Source organism: Pseudomonas sp. TE9122 (genome assembly GCF_056278925.1).
This window is the reverse complement of sequence record NZ_JBWBQI010000001.1, coordinates 3,143,428-3,165,347: the sequence shown is the minus strand read 5'-3', so window position 1 is coordinate 3,165,347 and position 21,920 is coordinate 3,143,428. Positions and strand designations below refer to the sequence as shown.

General features: G+C 59.1%; 18 protein-coding genes. 9 read left to right on the top strand and 9 right to left on the bottom strand.

The genetic code is table 11. From position 1 onward, the window contains the following. Nucleotides 1–99 precede the first annotated feature (99 nt). From hflD to ACZ9BE_RS14245, 4 genes are all read right to left on the bottom strand, one after another. Nucleotides 100–723 (bottom strand): high frequency lysogenization protein HflD, encoded by a 624-nt coding sequence (hflD, locus tag ACZ9BE_RS14260; protein ID WP_039763308.1) that lies wholly within the window; start codon nt 721–723, stop codon nt 100–102. Then, nucleotides 720–1,844, bottom strand: coding sequence for a tRNA 2-thiouridine(34) synthase MnmA (gene mnmA, locus ACZ9BE_RS14255; protein ID WP_150634940.1), 1,125 nt, complete (start codon nt 1,842–1,844; stop codon nt 720–722). The genes hflD and mnmA overlap by 4 nt, the downstream gene beginning before the upstream one ends. Nucleotides 1,845–1,903: 59 nt before the next feature. Beyond that, on the bottom strand, nt 1,904–2,350 hold the full coding sequence (locus tag ACZ9BE_RS14250; protein WP_016775271.1) for an NUDIX hydrolase: 447 nt from the start codon (nt 2,348–2,350) through the stop codon (nt 1,904–1,906). A 203-nt stretch (nt 2,351–2,553) separates the two neighbouring features. Further along, complete coding sequence (locus ACZ9BE_RS14245; protein WP_076563521.1) at nt 2,554–4,779, bottom strand: NADP-dependent isocitrate dehydrogenase; 2,226 nt, start codon at nt 4,777–4,779, stop codon at nt 2,554–2,556. A 481-nt stretch (nt 4,780–5,260) separates the two neighbouring features. Between ACZ9BE_RS14245 and icd the strand changes: the two genes are divergently transcribed. After that, complete coding sequence (gene icd, locus ACZ9BE_RS14240; RefSeq protein ID WP_056788899.1) at nt 5,261–6,517, top strand: NADP-dependent isocitrate dehydrogenase; 1,257 nt, start codon at nt 5,261–5,263, stop codon at nt 6,515–6,517. Between the two features lie 78 nt (nt 6,518–6,595). On the opposite strand, the gene ACZ9BE_RS14235 is transcribed toward icd, so the two are convergent. After that, the gene (locus ACZ9BE_RS14235) at nt 6,596–6,877 is read right to left on the bottom strand and encodes a cold shock domain-containing protein (RefSeq protein WP_236168574.1); all 282 of its coding nucleotides are present in this window, start codon (nt 6,875–6,877) and stop codon (nt 6,596–6,598) included. Between the two features lie 224 nt (nt 6,878–7,101). On the opposite strand from ACZ9BE_RS14235, the gene clpS reads away from it, so the two are divergent. Together clpS and clpA are read left to right on the top strand one after the other, a co-directional pair. Then, complete coding sequence (clpS, locus tag ACZ9BE_RS14230) at nt 7,102–7,485, top strand: ATP-dependent Clp protease adapter ClpS (RefSeq protein ID WP_011334948.1); 384 nt, start codon at nt 7,102–7,104, stop codon at nt 7,483–7,485. Nucleotides 7,486–7,515: 30 nt separating this feature from the next. Then, nucleotides 7,516–9,786 carry an ATP-dependent Clp protease ATP-binding subunit ClpA gene (gene clpA, locus ACZ9BE_RS14225; protein ID WP_016775266.1) on the top strand — a complete coding sequence of 757 codons (2,271 nt, stop codon included), beginning with the start codon at nt 7,516–7,518 and terminating at the stop codon, nt 9,784–9,786. 989 nt (nt 9,787–10,775) lie between these two features. Here clpA and infA read toward each other — a convergent pair. From infA to aat, 3 genes are all read right to left on the bottom strand, one after another. Next, on the bottom strand, nt 10,776–10,994 hold the full coding sequence (infA, locus tag ACZ9BE_RS14220) for a translation initiation factor IF-1 (protein WP_002553999.1): 219 nt from the start codon (nt 10,992–10,994) through the stop codon (nt 10,776–10,778). Between the two features lie 112 nt (nt 10,995–11,106). Beyond that, nucleotides 11,107–11,814, bottom strand: coding sequence for an arginyltransferase (locus ACZ9BE_RS14215; RefSeq protein WP_041477071.1), 708 nt, complete (start codon nt 11,812–11,814; stop codon nt 11,107–11,109). A 58-nt stretch (nt 11,815–11,872) separates the two neighbouring features. Further along, nucleotides 11,873–12,553 (bottom strand): leucyl/phenylalanyl-tRNA--protein transferase, encoded by a 681-nt coding sequence (gene aat, locus ACZ9BE_RS14210; RefSeq protein WP_095182060.1) that lies wholly within the window; start codon nt 12,551–12,553, stop codon nt 11,873–11,875. Nucleotides 12,554–13,074: 521 nt separating this feature from the next. On the opposite strand from aat, the gene ftsK reads away from it, so the two are divergent. From ftsK to cysG, 6 genes are all read left to right on the top strand, one after another. Further along, the gene (gene ftsK / locus ACZ9BE_RS14205) at nt 13,075–15,483 is read left to right on the top strand and encodes a DNA translocase FtsK (RefSeq protein ID WP_041477069.1); all 2,409 of its coding nucleotides are present in this window, start codon (nt 13,075–13,077) and stop codon (nt 15,481–15,483) included. Nucleotides 15,484–15,550: 67 nt separating this feature from the next. After that, nucleotides 15,551–16,171 (top strand): outer membrane lipoprotein periplasmic chaperone LolA, encoded by a 621-nt coding sequence (lolA, locus tag ACZ9BE_RS14200; protein WP_016775262.1) that lies wholly within the window; start codon nt 15,551–15,553, stop codon nt 16,169–16,171. Between the two features lie 195 nt (nt 16,172–16,366). Beyond that, nucleotides 16,367–17,689 carry a replication-associated recombination protein A gene (locus ACZ9BE_RS14195; RefSeq protein ID WP_051600478.1) on the top strand — a complete coding sequence of 441 codons (1,323 nt, stop codon included), beginning with the start codon at nt 16,367–16,369 and terminating at the stop codon, nt 17,687–17,689. Continuing rightward, on the top strand, nt 17,689–18,063 hold the full coding sequence (gene crcB, locus ACZ9BE_RS14190; RefSeq protein WP_236168575.1) for a fluoride efflux transporter CrcB: 375 nt from the start codon (nt 17,689–17,691) through the stop codon (nt 18,061–18,063). The genes ACZ9BE_RS14195 and crcB overlap by 1 nt, the downstream gene beginning before the upstream one ends. A gap of 15 nt (nt 18,064–18,078) precedes the next feature. Next, the gene (gene serS, locus ACZ9BE_RS14185) at nt 18,079–19,359 is read left to right on the top strand and encodes a serine--tRNA ligase (RefSeq protein WP_041477066.1); all 1,281 of its coding nucleotides are present in this window, start codon (nt 18,079–18,081) and stop codon (nt 19,357–19,359) included. Beyond that, entirely contained in the window at nt 19,360–20,754 is a 1,395-nt protein-coding gene (gene cysG, locus ACZ9BE_RS14180) for a siroheme synthase CysG (protein ID WP_041477064.1), read from the top strand. 94 nt (nt 20,755–20,848) lie between these two features. Here cysG and ACZ9BE_RS14175 read toward each other — a convergent pair whose 3' ends face one another. Next, nucleotides 20,849–21,850 (bottom strand): glutathione S-transferase family protein, encoded by a 1,002-nt coding sequence (locus ACZ9BE_RS14175; protein ID WP_150741138.1) that lies wholly within the window; start codon nt 21,848–21,850, stop codon nt 20,849–20,851. Between the last annotated feature and the right edge of the window lie 70 nt (nt 21,851–21,920).

Genomic DNA, 21,920 nt, shown 5'->3' with positions numbered 1-21,920 from the left:
AAATGGGGCGCGTATCATACATGAAAAAATCCGCCGGTCCGTCGCCAACTGACCGGCGTATTACGCGTTACAGACTACAAAGCCTTCGTGACGCGGCGTTTACTCGCTGCGCATCAACGGATAAAGCTCTTTAAGCAACTTGCGGCGGCTGATCACCAACTGCCAGCGATGACCACCGAGCTGACGCCACAGGCGCGCCGAGCGGATACCGGCGAGGAGCAGGGCGCGGATCTTCGAGGCATTGCTCGGCTGTTGCAGGTTGCGCATGTCGCCGTGCACCTGAATGCGCTGGCGCAGAGTGCTCAAAGTGTCCTGGTACAACGCACCGCAAGCGGCCACGACGTTTTCGTGGGCCGGGCCAAAATGCTCCACCTGCGACTGGATCTGCGGCAGGCGTTTGGCAATCGTCTCAAGCATGTCGTCACGCTTGGCCAGTTGCCGCTCCAGACCGAGCATCGACAGCGCGTAGCGCAACGGCTCGCGCTGCAAGGTGCTCGGATCGCGCTCAAGGGCGCCAATCAGCGCGCGATAACCCTCGCGCAGATTGATGTCGTCGCCGCCGTAGACGTCCAGCGTATCTTTTGGGTCGCGGACCAGCAGGCTGCCGAGCATGCAACTCAGGCCGGCCTCGTTGGTCTGGCCGGTCTTGGCGATGCGATCGACCAGCACGGCGGCGAGAAACACGCCGCCCAGCGCCGTCAGTTGCTCCTGAGTCGGGCTCATGCCTGGCCGCTCCACGGCTCGGCCACTTCGATCACGCCGCCACCCAAGCAGATTTCACCGTCATAGAACACCACCGATTGGCCCGGCGTCACCGCGCGTTGCGGTTCGTCGAACACGGCGCGATAACCGCTGGCGGTTTTTTCCAGGGTGCAGGCCTGATCGCTCTGGCGATAACGCACTTTCGCCGTCAGGCGCAGCGGCTGGCTCAGGTCGATCGGGTTGACCCAGTAAATTTCCGAAGCGAGCAGGGCGCTGGAGAACAGCCACGGATGGTTGTTGCCTTGGCCGACGATCAGCTCGTTGCTCTGCAGATCCTTGCGCAGCACGTACCACGGCTCGTCACCGGCATCCTTCAAGCCGCCGATGCCGAGGCCCTGGCGCTGGCCGATGGTGTGGTACATCAAGCCGTGGTGACGGCCGATGACTTCGCCTTCGGTGGTCTTGATCTCGCCCGGTTGTGCCGGCAGGTATTGCTTGAGGAAATCGCTGAAACGGCGCTCGCCGATGAAGCAGATCCCGGTGGAATCCTTCTTCTTGGCGGTGGCCAGTTCGTACTTCTCGGCAATCTCGCGCACTTGCGGCTTTTCCAGTTCGCCGACCGGGAACAGGGTCTTGGCGATCTGTTCGCCGCCGACGGCGTGCAGGAAATAGCTCTGATCCTTGTTCGGATCGAGGCCCTTGAGCAGTTCGGTGCGATCATCGATATCACGGCGGCGCACGTAGTGGCCGGTGGCGATCAGGTCGGCGCCGAGCATCATCGCGTAGTCGAGGAACGCTTTGAACTTGATCTCGCGGTTGCACAGGATGTCCGGGTTCGGCGTGCGCCCGGCCTTGTATTCGGCGAGAAAGTGCTCGAACACGTTGTCCCAGTACTCGGCGGCAAAGTTGGCGGTGTGCAGCTTGATGCCGATCTTGTCGCAGACAGCCTGAGCATCCGCCAGGTCGTCCATCGCGGTGCAGTATTCCGTTCCGTCGTCTTCTTCCCAGTTCTTCATGAACAGGCCTTCCACTTCGTAACCCTGCTCGATCAGGAGAAGGGCGGAAACGGAAGAGTCCACGCCGCCGGACATGCCGACAATGACGCGCTTCTTGGATGTGTCAGAAGGGGCTGGATCACGCATAGGGATTCAATGAGTGTCTTGGAAAAGGGCGCGATTCTATCAGGCTCGCGGCCGCAAGGCTAAAGAGAAGGGCGGATCAGTTCGAGGCTGAAGTGATGACCGGCCAGATAATCGTCGATGCAACGGATGATCAGTTCACTGCGCCAGTTATCGCGCTGGGCGATTAATTCGTCGCGGGTCAGCCACTTGGCGCCGACGATGCCGTCGTCAAGCTGGTAATCCGGGTGATGCTGCACGGCTTTGGCGCTGAAGCATATGCGCTGGTAAGTCACGCCGTTGCTCGGTGCGGTGTACAGATAAATGCCGATCACGCCTGTCGGTTCGACGTCCCAGCCGGTTTCTTCGAGGGTTTCGCGAATGGCCGCATCGATCAGGGTTTCATCCGGATCGAGATGGCCGGCGGGCTGGTTGAGCACATTACGCCCACCTTTGTGCTCTTCGACCATCAGGAAGCGACCGTTGTCCTCGACGATGGTGGCGACGGTGATGTGGGGGAGCCATTCCATAAAACCTTCCTCAATCTATTGGTTAAACCCCAATCCCTGTGGGAGCTGGCTTGCCAGCGATAGCGGTGGTTCAGTCACCATCCATGCTGGATGATAAACCGCCATCGCTGGCAAGCCAGCTCCCACAAAGTTTTGTGGTGATCACAAAACCCGGAAACACAAACCCCGGCACAAGGCCGGGGTCTGTTCACCGCATTACAACCTTAAACCAGCGCAGCAATCGCCGCGTTGAAGGTTGCGCTTGGACGCATCGCCTTGCTGATCAGCTCGGCGTCGGCGTGGTAGTAACCGCCGATGTCGACTGGCTTGCCCTGAACGGCGTTGAGCTCGGCAACGATGGTTGCCTCGTTCTCGGTCAGGGTTTTGGCCAGAGTCGCGAACTGCGCTTGCAGTGCAGCGTCTTCGGTCTGGGCAGCCAGGGCCTGAGCCCAGTACATCGCCAGGTAGAAGTGGCTGCCGCGGTTATCGATGTTGCCGACCTTGCGCGATGGCGACTTGTTGTTGTCGAGGAACTGGCCGGTGGCCTGGTCCAGGGTTTTCGACAGCACCAGTGCTTTCGGGTTGTTGTAGTTCACGCCCAGGTGCTCAAGGGAAGCGGCGAGGGCAAGGAACTCACCCAGCGAATCCCAGCGCAGGAAGTTTTCTTCAACCAGTTGCTGCACGTGCTTCGGCGCCGAACCGCCGGCGCCGGTTTCGAACAGGCCGCCGCCGTTCATCAGCGGCACGATCGACAGCATCTTGGCGCTGGTGCCCAGTTCCATGATCGGGAACAGGTCGGTCAGATAGTCGCGCAGTACGTTGCCGGTCACCGAAATGGTGTCCTTGCCTTCGCGGGTGCGCTGCAGGGTGTACTTCATCGCGTCGACCGGCGCCATGATCTGGATGTCCAGACCGCTGGTGTCGTGGTCCTTCAGGTAGGCCTGAACCTTCTCGATCACCACGCCATCGTGAGCGCGCATCGGGTCGAGCCAGAAGATCGCCGGCGTGCTGCTCGCGCGAGCACGGTTGACGGCCAGTTTGACCCAGTCCTGGATCGGCGCGTCTTTGGTCTGGCACATGCGGAAGATGTCGCCGGCTTCGACAGCCTGTTCCATCAGCAGCTTGCCCTTGCTGTCGGTGACGCGAACAACGCCGTCAGCCTTGATCTGGAAGGTCTTGTCGTGCGAGCCGTACTCTTCGGCTTTCTTCGCCATCAAACCGACGTTCGGCACGCTGCCCATGGTGGTCGGGTCGAAAGCGCCGTTGGCTTTGCAATCTTCGATCACAGCCTGGTAGATGGTCGCGTAGCAACGATCCGGGATCACAGCCTTGGTGTCGTGCAGCTGACCGTCGGTGCCCCACATCTTGCCGGAGTCACGGATCATCGCTGGCATCGAGGCGTCGACGATGACGTCGCTAGGCACGTGCAGGTTGGTGATGCCTTTGTCGGAGTTGACCATCGCCAGCGACGGACGAACGGCGTAGACCGCTGCGATATCGGCTTCGATCTGCGCTTGCTGCTCGGCCGGCAGGGCCTTGATGCGCGCGTACAGATCGCCGATGCCGTTGTTCAGATTGAAGCCGATCTGGTTCAGCACGTCAGCGTGCTTGGTCAGTGCGTCTTTATAGAACTCGGCAACGATCTGGCCGAACATGATCGGGTCGGAGACCTTCATCATGGTCGCTTTCAGGTGAACCGAGAGCAGCACGCCCTGGGCCTTGGCGCTTTCGATCTCGGCAGCGATGAACGCACGCAGGGCGTTTTTGCTCATCACGGCGCAGTCGAGGATCTCGCCAGCCTGAACGGTGGTCTTTTCTTTCAGAACGGTAGCGGCACCGTCCTTGGCGACCAGTTCGATCTTCACGGCGTCAGCGGCGTCGATCAGGACAGCTTTTTCGCTGCCGTAGAAATCGCCGGTGCTCATGTGAGCGACGTGGGACTTGGAGTCCTTGGCCCAGGCGCCCATTTTGTGCGGGTGCTTGCGCGCATAGTTCTTCACCGACAGCGGAGCGCGGCGGTCGGAGTTGCCTTCACGCAGAACCGGGTTCACGGCGCTGCCCTTTACCTTGTCGTAACGCGCCTTGGCGTCTTTGTCGGCGTCGCTGGTCACGGTTTCCGGGTAGTCCGGCAGGTTGTAGCCCTGCGCCTGCAGCTCTTTGATCGCGGCTTGCAGCTGTGGCACCGAAGCACTGATGTTCGGCAGCTTGATGATGTTGGCTTCAGGCGTAACGGCCAGGTCGCCCAGTTCGGCGAGGTGGTCGGCTACGGCTTTGTCGCCCAGTTGCTCGGGGAAGCTTGCCAGGATGCGCGCTGCAAGAGAGATATCGCGGGTTTCCACGGCGATATCGGCCGAGGCGGTGTAAGCCTCGATGATCGGCAGCAGGGAATAGGTGGCGAGGGCAGGAGCTTCGTCGGTGAAGGTATAGATGATCTTCGAGCGGGTGGGCATATTCGGATTAACTCTCTCTTCTTTGCTAAAGCGTGCGCAGAAACTCGAGGGGCGCCGGGTAAGCGCGTTCGTTCAAAGTCATCCATGAACCGAATGTCGAGATTCTTCGCGGTGATGTTGGGTGCATCAGTAGAGCGTCAAGCAGTCAGGCTGCGGTAACAACCCGACCAATCAGGCGGAAAGTCTCGTGCTAGAGAGGCCAGCCGTCGTGACCCTGTGGTCAGCGGGCGGCATTATACATAGGTAGCTGGCAATCTGCCGATGGTTCATATGCAACGATTCTCGTCCATTGGTCTAAAGGTCGCAGGGCGCGACCGGGCAAAGACTCGTTACGAATGCTGGAGTTTGGCGCTTTTCCCTTTGCTTTCAGGCTTGTACGAAACGAGATGTGCGCGGCGCAGGAACATAGGGTTTGCGTGTTGATTCAACTGGGTTACGCTCGAAGCAAGCCAGGTGTTCAATCCAAACAATGGAGTTCAGCATGGGTTACAAGAAGATTCAGGTTCCAGCCGTCGGCGACAAAATCACCGTCAATGCAGACCATTCTCTCAATGTTCCTGATAACCCGATCATCCCCTTCATCGAAGGTGACGGTATTGGTGTCGACATCAGTCCGGTGATGATCAAGGTTGTCGATGCTGCTGTTGAAAAGGCCTACGGCGGCAAGCGCAAGATTTCCTGGATGGAAGTCTACGCCGGCGAAAAGGCCACTCAGGTTTATGACCAGGACACCTGGCTGCCGCAGGAAACCCTCGACGCGGTCAAGGATTACGTGGTTTCGATCAAAGGCCCGCTGACCACTCCGGTCGGTGGCGGTATCCGCTCGCTGAACGTGGCCCTGCGTCAGCAGCTCGACCTGTACGTCTGCCTGCGCCCGGTGCGCTGGTTCGAAGGCGTGCCAAGCCCGGTGAAAAAGCCCGGCGATGTCGACATGACCATCTTCCGCGAGAACTCCGAAGACATTTACGCCGGTATCGAATGGAAGGCCGGTTCGCCGGAAGCCACCAAGGTCATCAAATTCCTTAAAGAAGAAATGGGCGTCACCAAGATCCGTTTCGACGAAAACTGCGGCATCGGCGTCAAGCCGGTCTCCCGCGAAGGCACCAGGCGTCTGGCGCGCAAGGCTCTGCAATATGTGGTCGATAATGACCGCGACTCGCTGACCATCGTGCACAAAGGCAACATCATGAAGTTCACCGAAGGTGCCTTCAAGGAATGGGCCTACGAAGTGGCGGCCGAAGAATTCGGCGCGACGCTGCTGGACGGCGGTCCGTGGATGCAGTTCAAGAACCCGAAAACCGGCAAGAACGTTGTGGTCAAGGACGCCATCGCCGATGCCATGCTCCAGCAGATCCTGCTGCGCCCGGCCGAATACGATGTCATCGCAACGCTTAACCTCAACGGTGACTACCTGTCTGACGCCCTGGCGGCGGAAGTGGGCGGTATCGGCATCGCGCCGGGTGCCAACCTGTCCGACACCGTAGCGATGTTCGAGGCGACCCACGGTACCGCACCGAAATATGCCGGCAAGGACCAGGTCAACCCGGGCTCGCTGATTCTCTCGGCCGAGATGATGTTGCGTCATATGGGGTGGACTGAAGCGGCGGACCTGATCATCAAAGGCACCAACGGTGCGATCGGCGCGAAGACTGTTACTTATGATTTCGAGCGTTTGATGGATGGCGCGAAGCTGGTTTCGTCCTCCGGGTTCGGAGATGCGCTGATTTCGCATATGTAAAAGTTGCAGGCACGCAAAAACCGCCTGGCTCGATGGGTTGAGTCAGGCGGTTTTTTTATGACCGAATATTTTGAGGCTTCAACTGGTTGCCGTTTGTTTTTCCGTGGCAATCGCGCTCGGCGCCGAAGCGACTTCGACCGAAGTTATCTTCACGGCATGCAAGCCTTTGGGGCCTTGAACGATCTCGAAGTTCACCGCCTGACCCGCTTTCAGGGTCTTGTACCCATCCATTTCAATGGCCGAGTAGTGGGCAAAGAAATCAATGTCCTTGCCATCCTCATCGCGACCTTCCCGGGCGTCGGTATTGATAAAGCCGAATCCCTTGGCATTGTTGAACCATTTCACCTTGCCGACAGCCATGCTCAAATCCCTCTGCAACAGACTCCATCGCTGGAGTATCATCCACGACATCCGCAATCGAATTCGATAAAAGAATTGACTCCGCGGATCTTTTTTACCCACTGTGGGCTCTATTGGTTGTAACACCGTTTTCCCGATAGTCAAGGTGACCGGGCAGTCGTAGTTGAAAACGTGTGCAACCGCCCCCACCACTGTATTCGCACAACTGACGAACCTTTTTTTCCATGCATGCAATCAGCCAGATTCGACTAACATTCAATCAGGATCGCCCGCTTCTCCAAAAGGATCTTCCACAGGAGCACGACGACGATTCGGCAGGCGTTGCTGTTCAGGAAGCAAAGCCCGCGTTACAGGCGCCGCCGATGTACAAGGTGGTTTTGTTCAACGATGACTACACACCGATGGATTTCGTCGTCGAAGTGCTCGAGGTGTTTTTTAACCTGAATCGCGAGCTGGCGACCAAGGTCATGCTGGCCGTCCATACAGAAGGACGGGCAGTATGTGGAGTGTTTACCCGCGACATCGCCGAGACAAAGGCCATGCAGGTCAACCAGTACGCCAGGGAAAGCCAGCATCCGCTACTCTGTGAAATCGAGAAGGACGGTTAATCGCCGACCACTTGGGTATGAGGTGAAGCTATGTTAAACCGCGAGCTCGAAGTCACCCTCAATCTTGCCTTCAAGGAGGCTCGTTCGAAGCGTCATGAGTTCATGACCGTCGAACATCTCCTGCTGGCCCTATTGGATAATGAGGCTGCCGCCACCGTTTTGCGTGCCTGCGGCGCAAACCTCGACAAACTCAAGCATGATCTGCAGGAGTTCATCGACTCCACCACGCCATTGATCCCCGTCCATGACGAGGATCGCGAAACCCAGCCAACCCTGGGCTTCCAGCGTGTCCTGCAGCGTGCTGTTTTTCACGTACAGAGCTCGGGCAAGCGCGAAGTGACCGGCGCCAACGTGCTGGTCGCCATCTTCAGTGAGCAAGAGAGTCAGGCCGTGTTCCTGCTGAAACAGCAGAGCGTGGCGCGCATCGATGTCGTCAACTACATCGCCCACGGCATTTCGAAAGTACCGGGGCACGGCGATCACTCTGAAGGTGAACAAGATATGCAGGACGACGAGGGCGGTGAGTCTTCTTCTTCAGGCAATCCTCTGGATGCTTATGCCAGCAACCTCAACGAACTCGCGCGCCAGGGTCGCATTGATCCGTTGGTTGGTCGTGAGTCGGAAGTCGAGCGTGTCGCGCAGATTCTTGCGCGCCGGCGCAAGAACAATCCGCTGCTGGTGGGTGAGGCAGGCGTGGGTAAAACCGCGATTGCCGAAGGCCTGGCCAAGCGCATCGTCGACAATCAGGTGCCGGATCTGCTGGCCAATGCGGTTGTTTATTCGCTCGACCTCGGCGCTCTGCTTGCGGGTACCAAGTATCGCGGTGATTTCGAGAAGCGCTTCAAGGCGCTGCTCAATGAACTGAAGAAACGTCCGCAGGCGATCCTGTTCATCGACGAGATCCACACCATCATCGGTGCGGGTGCTGCGTCCGGTGGCGTGATGGATGCGTCCAATCTGCTCAAGCCGCTGCTGTCGTCTGGCGACATTCGTTGCATAGGTTCGACCACATTCCAGGAATTTCGCGGCATCTTCGAGAAGGACCGTGCCTTGGCACGTCGATTCCAGAAGGTCGATGTCGTCGAGCCGTCGGTGGAAGACACCATCGGTATCCTGCGTGGCCTGAAAGGGCGTTTCGAGCAGCATCACAATATCGAATACAGCGATGAGTCGTTGCGTGCCGCTGCCGAACTGGCGTCGCGCTACATCAATGACCGGCACATGCCAGACAAGGCCATCGACGTGATCGATGAGGCGGGCGCCTACCAGCGTCTGCAACCGGTGGAGATGCGCGTCAAGCGTATCGAAGTGCCACAGGTCGAGGACATCGTCGCGAAGATCGCACGGATTCCGCCGAAGCACGTCACCAGTTCCGACAAGGAGCTGCTGCGTAACCTGGAGCGTGACCTGAAGCTTACGGTGTTTGGTCAGGACGCGGCGATCGATTCGCTGTCCACTGCGATCAAGCTGTCGCGTGCCGGGCTCAAGTCGCCAGACAAGCCGGTCGGTTCGTTCCTGTTCGCCGGGCCTACCGGTGTCGGTAAAACCGAGGCCGCGCGACAACTGGCCAAGGCGCTGGGCATCGAGCTGGTGCGCTTCGACATGTCCGAGTACATGGAGCGTCACACCGTATCGCGTCTGATCGGTGCGCCTCCAGGCTATGTCGGTTTCGATCAGGGCGGTCTGCTGACCGAAGCGATCACCAAGCAGCCACATTGCGTATTGCTGCTCGATGAAATCGAGAAGGCGCATCCGGAAGTCTTCAACCTGTTGTTGCAGGTCATGGACCACGGCACGCTGACCGACAACAACGGGCGCAAGGCGGACTTCCGCAATGTGATCGTGATCATGACCACCAACGCCGGTGCCGAGACGGCCGCGCGGGCTTCGATCGGTTTCACCCATCAGGACCACTCGTCCGATGCGATGGAAGTGATCAAGAAGAGCTTCACGCCGGAATTCCGTAACCGTCTGGACACCATTATCCAGTTTGGTCGCCTCAGTCATGAGGTCATCAAAAGTGTGGTGGACAAGTTCCTCACCGAGCTTCAGGCGCAGCTGGAAGACAAGCGTGTGTTGCTTGAGGTTACTGATGCGGCACGCAGCTGGCTGGCGGCGGGTGGTTATGACTCGGCGATGGGCGCACGTCCGATGGCGCGTCTGATCCAGGACAAGATCAAGCGTCCGCTGGCGGAGGAGATTCTGTTTGGCGAGCTGGCCGAGCATGGCGGTGTGGTGCACATCGACATCAAGGATGGGGAGTTGACGTTCGACTTCGAAACCACGGCTGAGATGGCCTGATGGCTTGATGTAGATTGGAAAGGCGCCTTCGGGCGCCTTTTTGTTGCTCGTTGTTTGGTGGGTTTGGGTGAATATCCGTTGCTTCGGTAGCGGCCACTGACGGTTTCGCCTGACGGCGACTTACTTTTTTACAAGCGCCTAAAAAAGTAAGCAAAAAACGCTAGCTCCTGCGTTCGGCCCTCGCAGGCTCGGGTTCCTTCGCTGCGGGACTGATCCGGGCGCAGCGGCTCCGGTTTGCTTCGCTGCACCTCCTTCCGCTGTGTCTGGCTGCGCCAGACGGTCGCTGCGCTCCCAAGCCCGGATCAATCCCTCCGCTCAGCCTTCCGACGTCGCCGGTGGATCAAGATCAAAAGCACTCGAGCTAACGCTCATTGTTGAGTGGTGCGGCTTCGCCGCGGGCAGCTGCGCTGCTTTGCCTTTTTGTGGGAGCGAGCCTGCTCGCGAAGGCGGCCTGACAGCCGACCTGTTTCTTGAGGTTGTAATCGATCCAATTGTAGGAGTGAGCCTGCTCGCGATGGCGCCCTGCTGGTCAACCAATTTCCATCAGAGACCCACGATCCAACTGTAGGAGCTGCCGAAGGCTGCGATCTTTTGATCTGGCTTCTGCTTTTGCTCTGGCTCTTGATCTTTTGCCCCTTCGGCAGGCTTCGTTACGGGATCGATCCGGGCGTGGGAGCGCAGCGACCGTACGACGCAGTCGTACACAGCGAGTGTAGGTGCAGCGAAGCAAACCGGAGACGCTGCGCCCGGATCGATCCCGTAACGAAGGAACCCCGAGCCCCAGCGAGTGGGCCGAAGGCCGGGGCAAAGCCTTTTGCTTACTTTTTGCTGGGCCGGCACTCCGGCGTTTGAAAAAGTGAGTCGCTGTAAGAGCGAAACCGCCAGCCGCAGCACCCGCAGCAACGGATATGCCAGCAAAACCCACAAAAATCCAAACCCCAGACAAACAAAAACGCCCGGCATAACCCGGGCGTTCTGTATTGACTTGATTAACGAGCGCGGTAAGTGATCCGCCCTTTGCTCAAGTCATAGGGCGTCAGCTCGACGCGCACTTTGTCACCGGTAAGAATACGAATGTAGTTCTTGCGCATCTTGCCGGAAATATGCGCGGTTACGACGTGCCCATTTTCCAACTCCACACGAAACATGGTGTTGGGCAGGGTGTCGACGACAGTGCCTTCCATTTCGAAGCTGTCTTCTTTCGACATGCAGTAAAGCCCTCGGTATCCAATGAATGGCCCGGTGCAACTGCGCCAGGCAAAAGCGGCGTGCATTGTGCCCGAAAAATGGTGTTTACGCCAAGGGGTTTAGGCCGCGGGTTCAGTTCAGGATGACCCAGCGCTGATTGATCAGCAATTCGATGGGCCGATATTGCGTTTTGTAGTTCATCTTTTTGCAGTTCTTGATCCAGTAACCCAAGTACACGGCCTCAAGGCCCAGACGCTGGCTCTCGGCGATTTGCCAGAGGATTGCGTAACGGCCGAGGCTGCGGCGTTCTTCGTTCGGTTCGTAGAAGGTGTACACCGCTGACAAACCGTTGGGCAGCAGATCGGTCACCGCCACCGCGAGCAACCGTCCGTCGAGTCGAAACTCGTAGAAGCGCGAGAAGGGCAGGTCACGCACCAGGAACGTCGAGAACTGATCGCGGCTTGGCGGGTACATGTCGCCGTCGGCATGGCGCTGTTCTATGTAGCGCTGGTACAGGTCGAAATATTCTTCGCTGAAGTGCGGTTTGACCGGCTGCACCTGCAAATCCGCGTTGCGTTTGTAGATGCGCTTTTGCTGGCGATTAGTGATGAATTGTGCGGAGGGAATGCGCGCAGGCACGCACGCATTGCAATTCTGGCAATGCGGCCGGTACAAATGATCGCCGCTGCGACGAAAGCCCATTTCCGACAGGTCTGCGTAGACATGCACATCCATGGGCTGACTCGGGTCGAGAAACAGCGTCGTGGCCTGCTCCTCGGGCAGATAACTGCAAGAGTGGGGCTGAGTGGCATAAAACTTCAAACGCGCCAACTCGGTCATGAATCAACCCTCGGGATAAGCTGGTGGATTAAGTGTAAGCCACCTACGCAAAAGTCGCTCAGCAAACCCAGGTCGCTGAATTCGGTTGATCTAGATGGCGCCGCAGATAGTCGGCGAATTCGCCGCGCGGAATCGACCGCGCACCGAGGCTGTGCAGGTGATCGGTCGGCATCTGGCAGTCGATCAGCACAAATCCGGCGGCTTTCAAATGCTGGACCAGCGTGGCAAAGCCATATTTGGACGCGTTGTCAGCGCGGCTGAACATCGACTCGCCAAAAAACAGTTGGCCCATCGCCAGGCCGTACAGGCCGCCGACCAGCTGTCCCTCGTCCCAGACCTCAACCGAATGAGCGAAACCGCGCCGATGCAATTCTACGTAAGCATCCTGCATGGCCTCGGTGATCCAGGTGCCGTCGGCGTAATCACGCGGTGCAGCGCAGGCGCGGATGACGGCGTCGAAATCCTGATCGAAGGTCACTTGATAGCGTTGCTTGCGCAGCAGCTTGCCGAGACTGCGCGAGACGTGCAGTTCGTCGGGAAACAGCACGGTGCGAGGGTCTGGCGACCACCAGAGAATCGGCTGGCCCTCGGAGAACCAGGGAAAGCAGCCATGGCGATAGGCCTGGATCAGTCGATCGGCGGAAAGATCGCCGCCGGCGGCGAGCAATCCGTTCGGCTCGCGCATGGCTTTTTCCAGTGGCGGAAAGGTCAGGGAGTTACGTTGTAACCAAGTCAGCATGGCATCCAGGCTTGCAGAAGGGGAGGGCAGTCAGGGGCGTGCAGCCCCCGCGAAAGAGTTTGCCGCGAAACGGCGCCGCTGTCCTGCACAGATGTCTGCTGCAGTGAGCATTGAGCTGCAACTTGATGTGTCGCCCGTGGTCGTAAGCGTCACCGTACCGATGCTGTCGAGCATTCCTGTGAGCCTGATCCGGCCAGGTTCGCTACGTTCATCAAATACAGCTCATAAGCCTTTGTCACAAAAGACAATGCATGCTCCAATTGCAACGCAGTGCATGTACGTTTGGCTATGCTCAAGGCTGGGGTCTCAAACATGGCATCGGACGCACAAACCCGTACAATGCCGGGTTGTGACAGGCTATACGCTGCGCACAGTGTTTATGGCTGTGTTTATAAAACCAGTGGCACAGTGTTAAAAGTAGTCCCAGTTGAGCTTTTCGCCTTTTTTACCTGCCTGGATTGGGCAGTTTTTTATCGTCATTCAATAGATGGACGCGCCTCGGGCGCAGGAAAAGAAGCGTTTTGAAGAAGACCACCGAAGCACCCAAAACAGTCGTTCCGCTCTGGCGCCAGCAACTGCACTACCGGCTCAAGGAAGGTGCATTGATCGCCATTGGCGCTTTGTGCCTGTTCCTGATGATGGCTTTGCTGACCTACGGCAAGGACGATCCGGGGTGGAGCCATAACAGCAAGATCGACGATGTGCAGAACTTCGGCGGCCCGGCCGGCTCGTACAGCGCCGATATCCTGTTCATGGTGCTCGGTTACTTCGCCTATATCTTTCCGTTGCTGCTGGCGGTCAAGGCGTACCAGATCTTCCGTCAACGCCACGAACCATGGCAGTGGAGCGGCTGGCTGTTTTCCTGGCGTCTGATCGGCCTGGTATTCCTCGTGCTCTCCGGTGCTGCGCTGGCGCACATTCATTTCCATGCCGCGACCGGTCTGCCGGCCGGTGCTGGCGGTGCCCTGGGCGAAAGCCTTGGCGATCTGGCGAAGAATGCGCTGAACATCCAGGGCAGCACGCTGTTGTTCATCGCTCTGTTCCTGTTCGGCCTGACCGTATTCACCGACCTGTCGTGGTTCAAGGTGATGGACGTCACCGGCAAGATCACCCTCGATCTGTTCGAGCTGTTCCAGGGCGCGCTCAACCGCTGGTGGTCGGCGCGCACTGAACGCAAGCAACTGGTTGCGCAACTGCGTGAGGTTGATGACCGCGTCCACGATGTGGTCGCACCGACTGTCACCGACAAACGCGAACAGGCCAAGGTCAAGGAACGCCTGATCGAGCGTGAGCAAGCGTTGAGCAAGCACATGTCCGACCGCGAGAAGCAGGTGCCACCGGTGATCGCGCCGGCACCGGCCAAGGCGCCGGAGCCGAGCAAGCGCGTGCAGAAAGAGAAGCAGGCGCCGTTGTTCGTCGACAGCGCGGTCGAAGGCACCTTGCCGCCGATCTCGATTCTTGATCCTGCGGAAAAGAAACAGCTCAACTATTCGCCTGAGTCCTTGGCAGCAGTCGGCCACTTGCTGGAAATCAAGCTCAAGGAATTCGGCGTCGAAGTCACCGTTGATTCGATCCATCCGGGTCCAGTGATTACCCGATACGAAATCCAGCCTGCCGCCGGGGTAAAAGTCAGCCGCATCGCCAACCTGGCCAAAGACCTGGCGCGTTCGCTGGCGGTGACCAGTGTGCGGGTGGTCGAGGTGATTCCGGGCAAGACCACTGTCGGTATCGAGATTCCCAACGAAGACCGCCAGATCGTACGTTTCTCCGAGGTGCTGTCGACCCCCGAGTACGACAACTTCAAATCCCCGGTCACCCTGGCGCTCGGTCACGATATCGGCGGCAAGCCGGTCATCACCGACCTGGCGAAGATGCCGCACTTGCTGGTGGCCGGTACCACCGGTTCCGGTAAGTCCGTGGGCGTGAACGCGATGATTCTGTCGATCCTGTTCAAGTCCGGCCCTGACGACGCCAAGCTGATCATGATCGACCCGAAAATGCTTGAGCTGTCGATCTACGAAGGCATTCCGCACCTGCTCTGCCCGGTTGTGACCGACATGAAGGACGCTGCCAACGCCTTGCGCTGGAGCGTTGCCGAGATGGAGCGTCGCTACAAGCTGATGGCGAAAATGGGCGTGCGTAACCTGTCCGGCTTCAACGCCAAGGTCAAGGAAGCCCAGGATGCCGGCGAGCCGTTGAGCGATCCGCTTTACAAGCGCGAAAGCATTCACGACGAAGCGCCGCTGCTGCAGAAACTGCCGACCATCGTCGTAGTGGTGGACGAATTCGCCGACATGATGATGATCGTCGGCAAGAAGGTTGAAGAGCTGATCGCACGTATTGCGCAAAAGGCGCGTGCGGCGGGGATTCACTTGATTCTTGCCACCCAGCGCCCGTCGGTGGACGTGATCACTGGTCTGATCAAAGCCAACATCCCGACTCGTATGGCGTTTCAGGTATCGAGCAAGATCGACTCGCGAACCATCATCGACCAGGGTGGCGCCGAGCAACTGCTCGGTCACGGTGACATGCTCTACATGCCGCCGGGCACCAGTTTGCCGATCCGGGTTCACGGCGCGTTCGTCTCCGACGATGAGGTTCACCGCGTGGTCGAGGCCTGGAAATTGCGCGGTGCGCCTGAGTACAACGACGACATTCTCAACGGTGTCGAAGAGGCGGGCAGCGGCTTTGAAGGCAGCAGCGGTGGTGGCGACGGTGATGATCCGGAAGCCGACGCGCTGTATGACGAAGCGGTGCAGTTCGTCCTCGAAAGTCGTCGTGCGTCGATTTCCGCTGTGCAGCGCAAGCTGAAGATCGGCTACAACCGTGCCGCGCGGATGATCGAGGCGATGGAAATGGCTGGCGTCGTTACCTCAATGAACACCAACGGTTCGCGTGAAGTCCTGGCCCCAGGCCCGGTACGCGACTGAAACGCAACGACTCGAGTGGCGCAATGACGCGCCACTCGCTCTCCCACGAGTATTCAAGAGGACTCTCATGCGCCTTATCCGCATGCTGTTGCCAGTACTGGCGCTGACCACACTCACGGCCCACGCCGATGAAAAGGACGTGGCGCGTCTGACCCAATTGCTCGAAACATCGAAAACCCTGTCGGCGAACTTTTCGCAGTTGACCCTCGATGGCACCGGCACCCAGTTGCAGGAAACCACCGGCAACATGACCCTGCAGCGTCCGGGCCTGTTCTACTGGCACACCAACGCACCGGCCGAGCAGACCATGGTCTCCGATGGCAAGAAAGTCACCCTGTGGGACCCGGATCTGGAGCAGGCAACCATCAAGAAGCTCGATGAGCGTCTGACCCAGACGCCGGCCTTGCTGTTGTCCGGCGATGTCTCGAAGATCAGCCAGAGCTTCGATATCAGCGCAAAAGAGGCGGGCGGTGTCATCGACTTCACCCTCAAGCCGAAAACCAAGGACACCCTGTTCGACAATCTGCGCCTGTCGTTCCGCAACGGCCTGCTCAATGACATGCAACTGATTGACAGCGTCGGCCAGCGCACCAATATCCTGTTTACCGGGGTCAAGGCCAACGAAGCGGTGCCTGCGTCCAAATTCAAATTCGACATTCCCAAGGGTGCCGACGTTATCCAGGAATAAACACCGGCCCTTTGTGTCAGGGCCTTTGTGGTGAGGGCCCGCTATTGAGGCGCTATTGTGGCGAGGGGATTTATCCCCGTCCGGCTGCGCAGCAGTCGTCGCTTTTGGGGCCGCTTCGCAGCCCAACGGGGATAAATCCCCTCACCACAGGTACTTCAGCAGATTTCAGAAAATCAGAGGTTTCAACGCTACGTGATGGATCTGTTTCGCAGTGCACCGATTGCCCAACCCTTGGCCGCCCGTCTGCGTGCGGCCAATCTGGATGAGTACGTCGGTCAGGAACACGTGCTCGCTCGCGGCAAGCCTTTGCGTGAGGCGCTGGAGCAGGGCGCGCTGCATTCGATGATCTTCTGGGGACCGCCGGGCGTGGGCAAGACCACCCTGGCGCGCTTGCTCGCAGAAGTCTCGGATGCGCACTTCGAAACGGTCTCGGCGGTGCTCGCCGGGGTCAAGGAAATCCGTCAGGCCGTTGAAATTGCCAAGCAGCAGGCAGGCCAGTACGGCAAGCGCACGATCCTGTTTGTCGACGAAGTACACCGTTTCAACAAGTCGCAGCAGGACGCGTTTCTGCCTTACGTTGAAGACGGCACGCTGATCTTCATCGGCGCCACCACCGAAAACCCTTCGTTCGAACTGAACAACGCCTTATTGTCTCGGGCCCGCGTCTACGTGCTGAAAAGCCTCGACGAAGCTGCCTTGCGCAAACTGGTCCACCGCGCACTCACCGAAGAGCGCGGCCTGGGCAAGCGCAACCTGACCCTGAGCGATGAAGGCTTCCAGATGTTGCTGTCGGCCGCGGATGGCGATGGCCGGCGTCTGCTCAATTTGCTGGAAAACGCCTCTGATCTGGCAGAAGACAACAGCGAAATCGGCATCGAGCTGCTGCAAAGTCTGCTCGGCGATACGCGCCGGCGGTTCGACAAGGGCGGTGAAGCGTTCTACGACCAGATCTCGGCGCTGCACAAATCCGTGCGCGGTTCCAACCCTGACGGCGCGTTGTACTGGTTCGCGCGGATGATCGACGGCGGCTGTGATCCGCTGTATCTGGCCCGGCGCGTGGTGCGCATGGCCAGCGAAGACATTGGCAACGCCGACCCGCGTGCGCTGAGCCTGTGCCTGGCGGCGTGGGAAGTGCAGGAGCGTCTTGGCAGCCCCGAGGGCGAATTGGCAGTCGCCCAGGCCATTACTTATCTGGCCTGTGCACCGAAAAGCAATGCGGTGTACATGGGCTTCAAAACCGCGCTGCGCGCGGCGGCTGAGAACGGCTCGCTGGAAGTGCCGCTGCATCTGCGCAACGCACCGACCAAGCTGATGAAGCAATTGGGTTACGGCGACGAATACCGCTACGCCCATGATGAACCGGATGCTTATGCTGCCGGTGAAGACTATTTTCCGGAAGAACTCGAGCCGATTCCGTTCTATCAGCCCGTGCCCCGCGGCCTGGAGTTGAAGATCGGCGAAAAACTCAATCACCTCGCTCAACTCGATCGTCTGAGCCCTCGGCAGCGGAGAAAATAGTGGTTCCATTGATACTCGCAGTGTCGGTCGGCGGTGTTGCCGGCACCTTGTTGCGCTTCGCCACCGGTAATTGGGTCAGCGCCAATTGGCCGCGGCACTTCTATACCGCGACGCTGGCCGTTAATATCGTGGGCTGCCTGCTGATTGGCGTGTTGTACGGCCTGTTTCTGATACGCCCGGAGGTGCCGATCGAGGTGCGCGCCGGGTTGATGGTCGGCTTCCTCGGGGGGCTGACGACTTTTTCATCCTTTTCACTGGATACGGTGCGCCTGCTGGAAAGCGGGCAAGTGTTGCTGGCCCTTAGCTACGCGGCACTCAGCGTATTCGGCGGGCTGCTCGCAACGTGGGCCGGCCTGTCCCTGACCAAACTTTGATAACGAGAAACCGACATGCTCGATTCCAAACTGTTACGTAGCAACCTTCAGGACGTAGCGGACCGCCTGGCTTCCCGTGGCTTTGCCCTGGACACCGCGCGCATCGAAGCGCTGGAAGAACAGCGCAAGACCGTCCAGACCCGCACCGAAGCACTGCAGGCTGAGCGTAACGCGCGTTCCAAATCCATCGGGCAGGCCAAGCAGCGCGGCGAAGACATCGCGCCGCTGATGGCGGACGTCGAGCGCATGGCAGGCGAGTTGAGCGCTGGCAAGGTTGAGCTGGACGCGATCCAGACCGAACTCGATTCGATCCTGCTCGGTATCCCCAACCTGCCGCACGAATCGGTTCCGGTCGGCAAGGACGAAGACGACAACGTCGAAGTACGCCGTTGGGGCACCCCGACTCAGTTCGATTTCGAAGTGAAAGACCACGTCGCCCTCGGCGAGAAGTTCGGCTGGCTGGACTTCGAAACCGCCGCCAAGCTGTCCGGTGCTCGTTTCGCCTTGCTGCGCGGCCCGATCGCGCGTCTGCATCGCGCACTGGCGCAGTTCATGATCAACCTGCATGTCACCGAACATGGCTACGAAGAGGCTTACACGCCTTATCTGGTTCAGGCTCCGGCGCTGCAAGGTACCGGCCAGCTGCCGAAGTTCGAAGAAGATCTGTTCAAGATTGCCCGCGAAGGCGAAGCTGATCTGTACCTGATTCCAACCGCCGAAGTGTCGCTGACCAACATCGTTGCCGGCGAAATCGTCGATTCGAAGTTGTTGCCGATCAAGTTTGTCGCCCACACCCCATGCTTCCGCAGCGAAGCCGGCGCGTCGGGTCGCGACACGCGTGGCATGATCCGCCAGCACCAGTTCGACAAAGTCGAAATGGTCCAGATCGTCGAGCCGTCGCAATCGATGGAAGCGCTGGAAAGCCTGACTGCCAACGCCGAAAAAGTCCTGCAGCTGCTCGGTCTGCCTTACCGCACCCTGGCGCTGTGCACCGGCGACATGGGCTTCAGCGCGGTCAAGACCTACGACCTCGAAGTGTGGATTCCGAGCCAGGACAAATACCGCGAAATCTCCTCGTGCTCCAACTGCGGTGACTTCCAGGCGCGTCGCATGCAGGCGCGTTTCCGTAACCCGGAAACCGGCAAGCCTGAGCTGGTGCACACCTTGAACGGCTCTGGTCTGGCGGTCGGTCGTACTCTGGTTGCGGTACTGGAAAACTACCAGCAGGCCGACGGTTCGATCCGTGTGCCGGACGTGCTGAAGCCTTACATGGGTGGCCTTGAGGTCATCGGCTAAATGAAATATCTGCCGCTGTTTCACAACCTGCGCGGCAGTCGTGTGTTGGTTGTCGGTGGGGGGGAAATTGCCTTGCGCAAATCCCGCCTGCTGGCCGATGCCGGTGCGCTACTGCGGGTGGTCGCACCTGAAATCGAAACGCAACTGGCCGAACTGGTCGCTGCCAGCGGCGGTGAATGCCTGTTGCGCGGTTACGCCGAAACGGATCTGGACGGTTGCGGGCTGATCATTGCCGCTACCGACGACGAAACGCTCAACGCGCAAGTCTCCACCGACGCCCACCGCCGTTGCGTGCCGGTCAACGTGGTCGATGCGCCGGCCTTGTGCAGCGTGATCTTCCCGGCGATCGTCGATCGCTCGCCGTTGATCATCGCCGTGTCCAGCGGCGGCGATGCGCCGGTACTGGCGCGTCTGATCCGCGCGAAAATCGAAACCTGGATTCCTTCGACTTACGGCCAGTTGGCTGGATTAGCTGCGCGTTTCCGCAATCAGGTGAAAAACCTGTTTCCGGATGTTCAGCAGCGTCGCGGCTTCTGGGAAGACGTTTTCCAGGGCCCGATCGCCGATCGTCAACTGGCCGGGCAGGGCGCTGAAGCCGAGCGCCTGTTGCAGGCCAAGGTCGATGGCGAGCCAATGGTCACCACTGGCGAGGTTTATCTGGTCGGTGCCGGTCCGGGTGATCCGGATCTGTTGACCTTCCGCGCACTGCGTCTGATGCAGCAAGCCGATGTGGTGCTCTATGACCGCTTGGTGGCGCCGGCGATTCTCGAGTTGTGCCGTCGCGATGCCGAGCGGGTGTATGTCGGCAAGCGTCGCTCCGAACACGCCGTGCCGCAGGATCAGATCAACCAGCAACTGGTCGATCTGGCCAAGGCTGGCAAGCGTGTGGTGCGGTTGAAGGGCGGCGATCCGTTTATCTTCGGCCGCGGTGGCGAAGAGATCGAAGAGCTGGCGGCCCACGGTATTCCATTCCAGGTGGTGCCAGGCATCACGGCGGCCAGCGGTTGCGCCGCTTATGCGGGGATCCCGCTGACCCACCGTGACCATGCGCAGTCCGTGCGGTTTGTCACTGGCCACTTGAAGGATGGTTCCACCGATCTGCCATGGGCCGATCTTGTCGCCCCGGCGCAGACGCTGGTGTTTTACATGGGCCTGGTGGGTTTGCCGATCATCTGTGAGCAGTTGATCAAGCATGGTCGCGCGGCGGATACCCCGGCGGCGTTGATTCAGCAGGGCACTACAGTCAATCAGCGGGTTTTCACCGGCACGCTGGCGGATCTGCCGCGAATGGTGGCGGAGCATGAAGTGCATGCGCCGACTCTGGTGATCGTCGGCGAAGTGGTGCAACTGCGCGAGAAGCTGGCGTGGTTTGAAGGGGCTCAAGCGCAGGTCTGAGTCAGATCAAAAGATCGCAGCCTTCGGCAGCTCCTACAGAGGAACGTATTCTCATGTAGGAGCTGCCGAAGGCTGCGATCTTTTGCTTCTGCTGTTAGCCCTTTAACCAAACCCCTTTCCCGATCAACCGCGACCGGTCATGCGCCACGCTGAAATCCTGCTGCGGCCCCTTCGGCACCACGCCGGTCGGGTTGATGGTCTTGTGACTGCCATAGTAGTGATGCTTGATGTGCTGGAAATCCACCGTCTCGGCAATACCCGGCCATTGATACATCTCGCGCAGCCAGTTCGACAGATTCGGGTAATCGGCAATCCGCCGCAGGTTGCACTTGAAGTGCCCGTGATACACCGCGTCAAAGCGAATCATCGTGGTAAACAGGCGCACGTCGGCCTCAGTCAGGTATTCCCCGCTCAGGTAGCGATTGGCACCCAGCAGTTGCTCCAGATGATCCAATTCGGCGAATACTTCATCGAACGCCTGTTCGTACGCCTGTTGCGAGGTGGCGAACCCGGCACGATAGACTCCGTTGTTCACCGCCGGGTAGATCCGCTCGTTCAGCGCATCGATTTCGTTGCGTAGCGGCGCCGGATAAAAGTCCAGATCGTTACCAGTGATCCCGTCGAAGGCGCTGTTGAACATGCGGATGATTTCCGCCGATTCATTGCTGACGATGCGCTTGAGTTTCTTGTCCCACAACACTGGCACCGTCACGCGCCCGGTGTAGTCAGGCGTATCAGCCGTATACCGCTGGTGCATGAAATCGAAGCCATCGAGTTTGTCGCCTGTCGAACCGAGCGCCTTGTCGAAGGTCCAGCCGTTCTCCAGCATGAGCCAGCTGACCACCGACACGTCGATCAGACTTTCCAGCCCTTTGAGTTTGCGCACGATCAGCGTGCGATGCGCCCAAGGGCAGGCGAGGGAAACGTACAGGTGATAGCGTCCGGCTTCGGCAGTGAAACCGCCTTCACCGCTGGGGCCTGGCTGACCATCGGCGGTCACCCAGTTGCGGCGTTGCGCCTGTTCGCGCTGGAACGCGCCGTCCTTGCTGCTTTCGTACCACTTGTCCTGCCAGTGGCCGTCGACGAGTAAACCCATGATCAAGACTCCCTAAACCAATATTCGTTGGAGTCGAGTCTATTCCGATGAGTTCGAACAAAAAGCGCAA

Bases quoted from the DNA above. Each gene is read 5' to 3' on its own strand.
- hflD (WP_039763308.1), bottom strand. From the start codon at position 723: ATGAGCCCGACTCAGGAGCAACTGACGGCGCTGGGCGGCGTGTTTCTC.
- mnmA (WP_150634940.1), bottom strand. From the start codon at position 1,844: ATGCGTGATCCAGCCCCTTCTGACACATCCAAGAAGCGCGTCATTGTC.
- ACZ9BE_RS14250 (WP_016775271.1), bottom strand. From the start codon at position 2,350: ATGGAATGGCTCCCCCACATCACCGTCGCCACCATCGTCGAGGACAAC.
- ACZ9BE_RS14245 (WP_076563521.1), bottom strand. From the start codon at position 4,779: ATGCCCACCCGCTCGAAGATCATCTATACCTTCACCGACGAAGCTCCT.
- icd (WP_056788899.1), top strand. From the start codon at position 5,261: ATGGGTTACAAGAAGATTCAGGTTCCAGCCGTCGGCGACAAAATCACC.
- ACZ9BE_RS14235 (WP_236168574.1), bottom strand. From the start codon at position 6,877: ATGGCTGTCGGCAAGGTGAAATGGTTCAACAATGCCAAGGGATTCGGC.
- clpS (WP_011334948.1), top strand. From the start codon at position 7,102: ATGCATGCAATCAGCCAGATTCGACTAACATTCAATCAGGATCGCCCG.
- clpA (WP_016775266.1), top strand. From the start codon at position 7,516: ATGTTAAACCGCGAGCTCGAAGTCACCCTCAATCTTGCCTTCAAGGAG.
- infA (WP_002553999.1), bottom strand. From the start codon at position 10,994: ATGTCGAAAGAAGACAGCTTCGAAATGGAAGGCACTGTCGTCGACACC.
- ACZ9BE_RS14215 (WP_041477071.1), bottom strand. From the start codon at position 11,814: ATGACCGAGTTGGCGCGTTTGAAGTTTTATGCCACTCAGCCCCACTCT.
- aat (WP_095182060.1), bottom strand. From the start codon at position 12,553: ATGCTGACTTGGTTACAACGTAACTCCCTGACCTTTCCGCCACTGGAA.
- lolA (WP_016775262.1), top strand. From the start codon at position 15,551: ATGCGCCTTATCCGCATGCTGTTGCCAGTACTGGCGCTGACCACACTC.
- ACZ9BE_RS14195 (WP_051600478.1), top strand. From the start codon at position 16,367: ATGGATCTGTTTCGCAGTGCACCGATTGCCCAACCCTTGGCCGCCCGT.
- serS (WP_041477066.1), top strand. From the start codon at position 18,079: ATGCTCGATTCCAAACTGTTACGTAGCAACCTTCAGGACGTAGCGGAC.
- cysG (WP_041477064.1), top strand. From the start codon at position 19,360: ATGAAATATCTGCCGCTGTTTCACAACCTGCGCGGCAGTCGTGTGTTG.
- ACZ9BE_RS14175 (WP_150741138.1), bottom strand. From the start codon at position 21,850: ATGGGTTTACTCGTCGACGGCCACTGGCAGGACAAGTGGTACGAAAGC.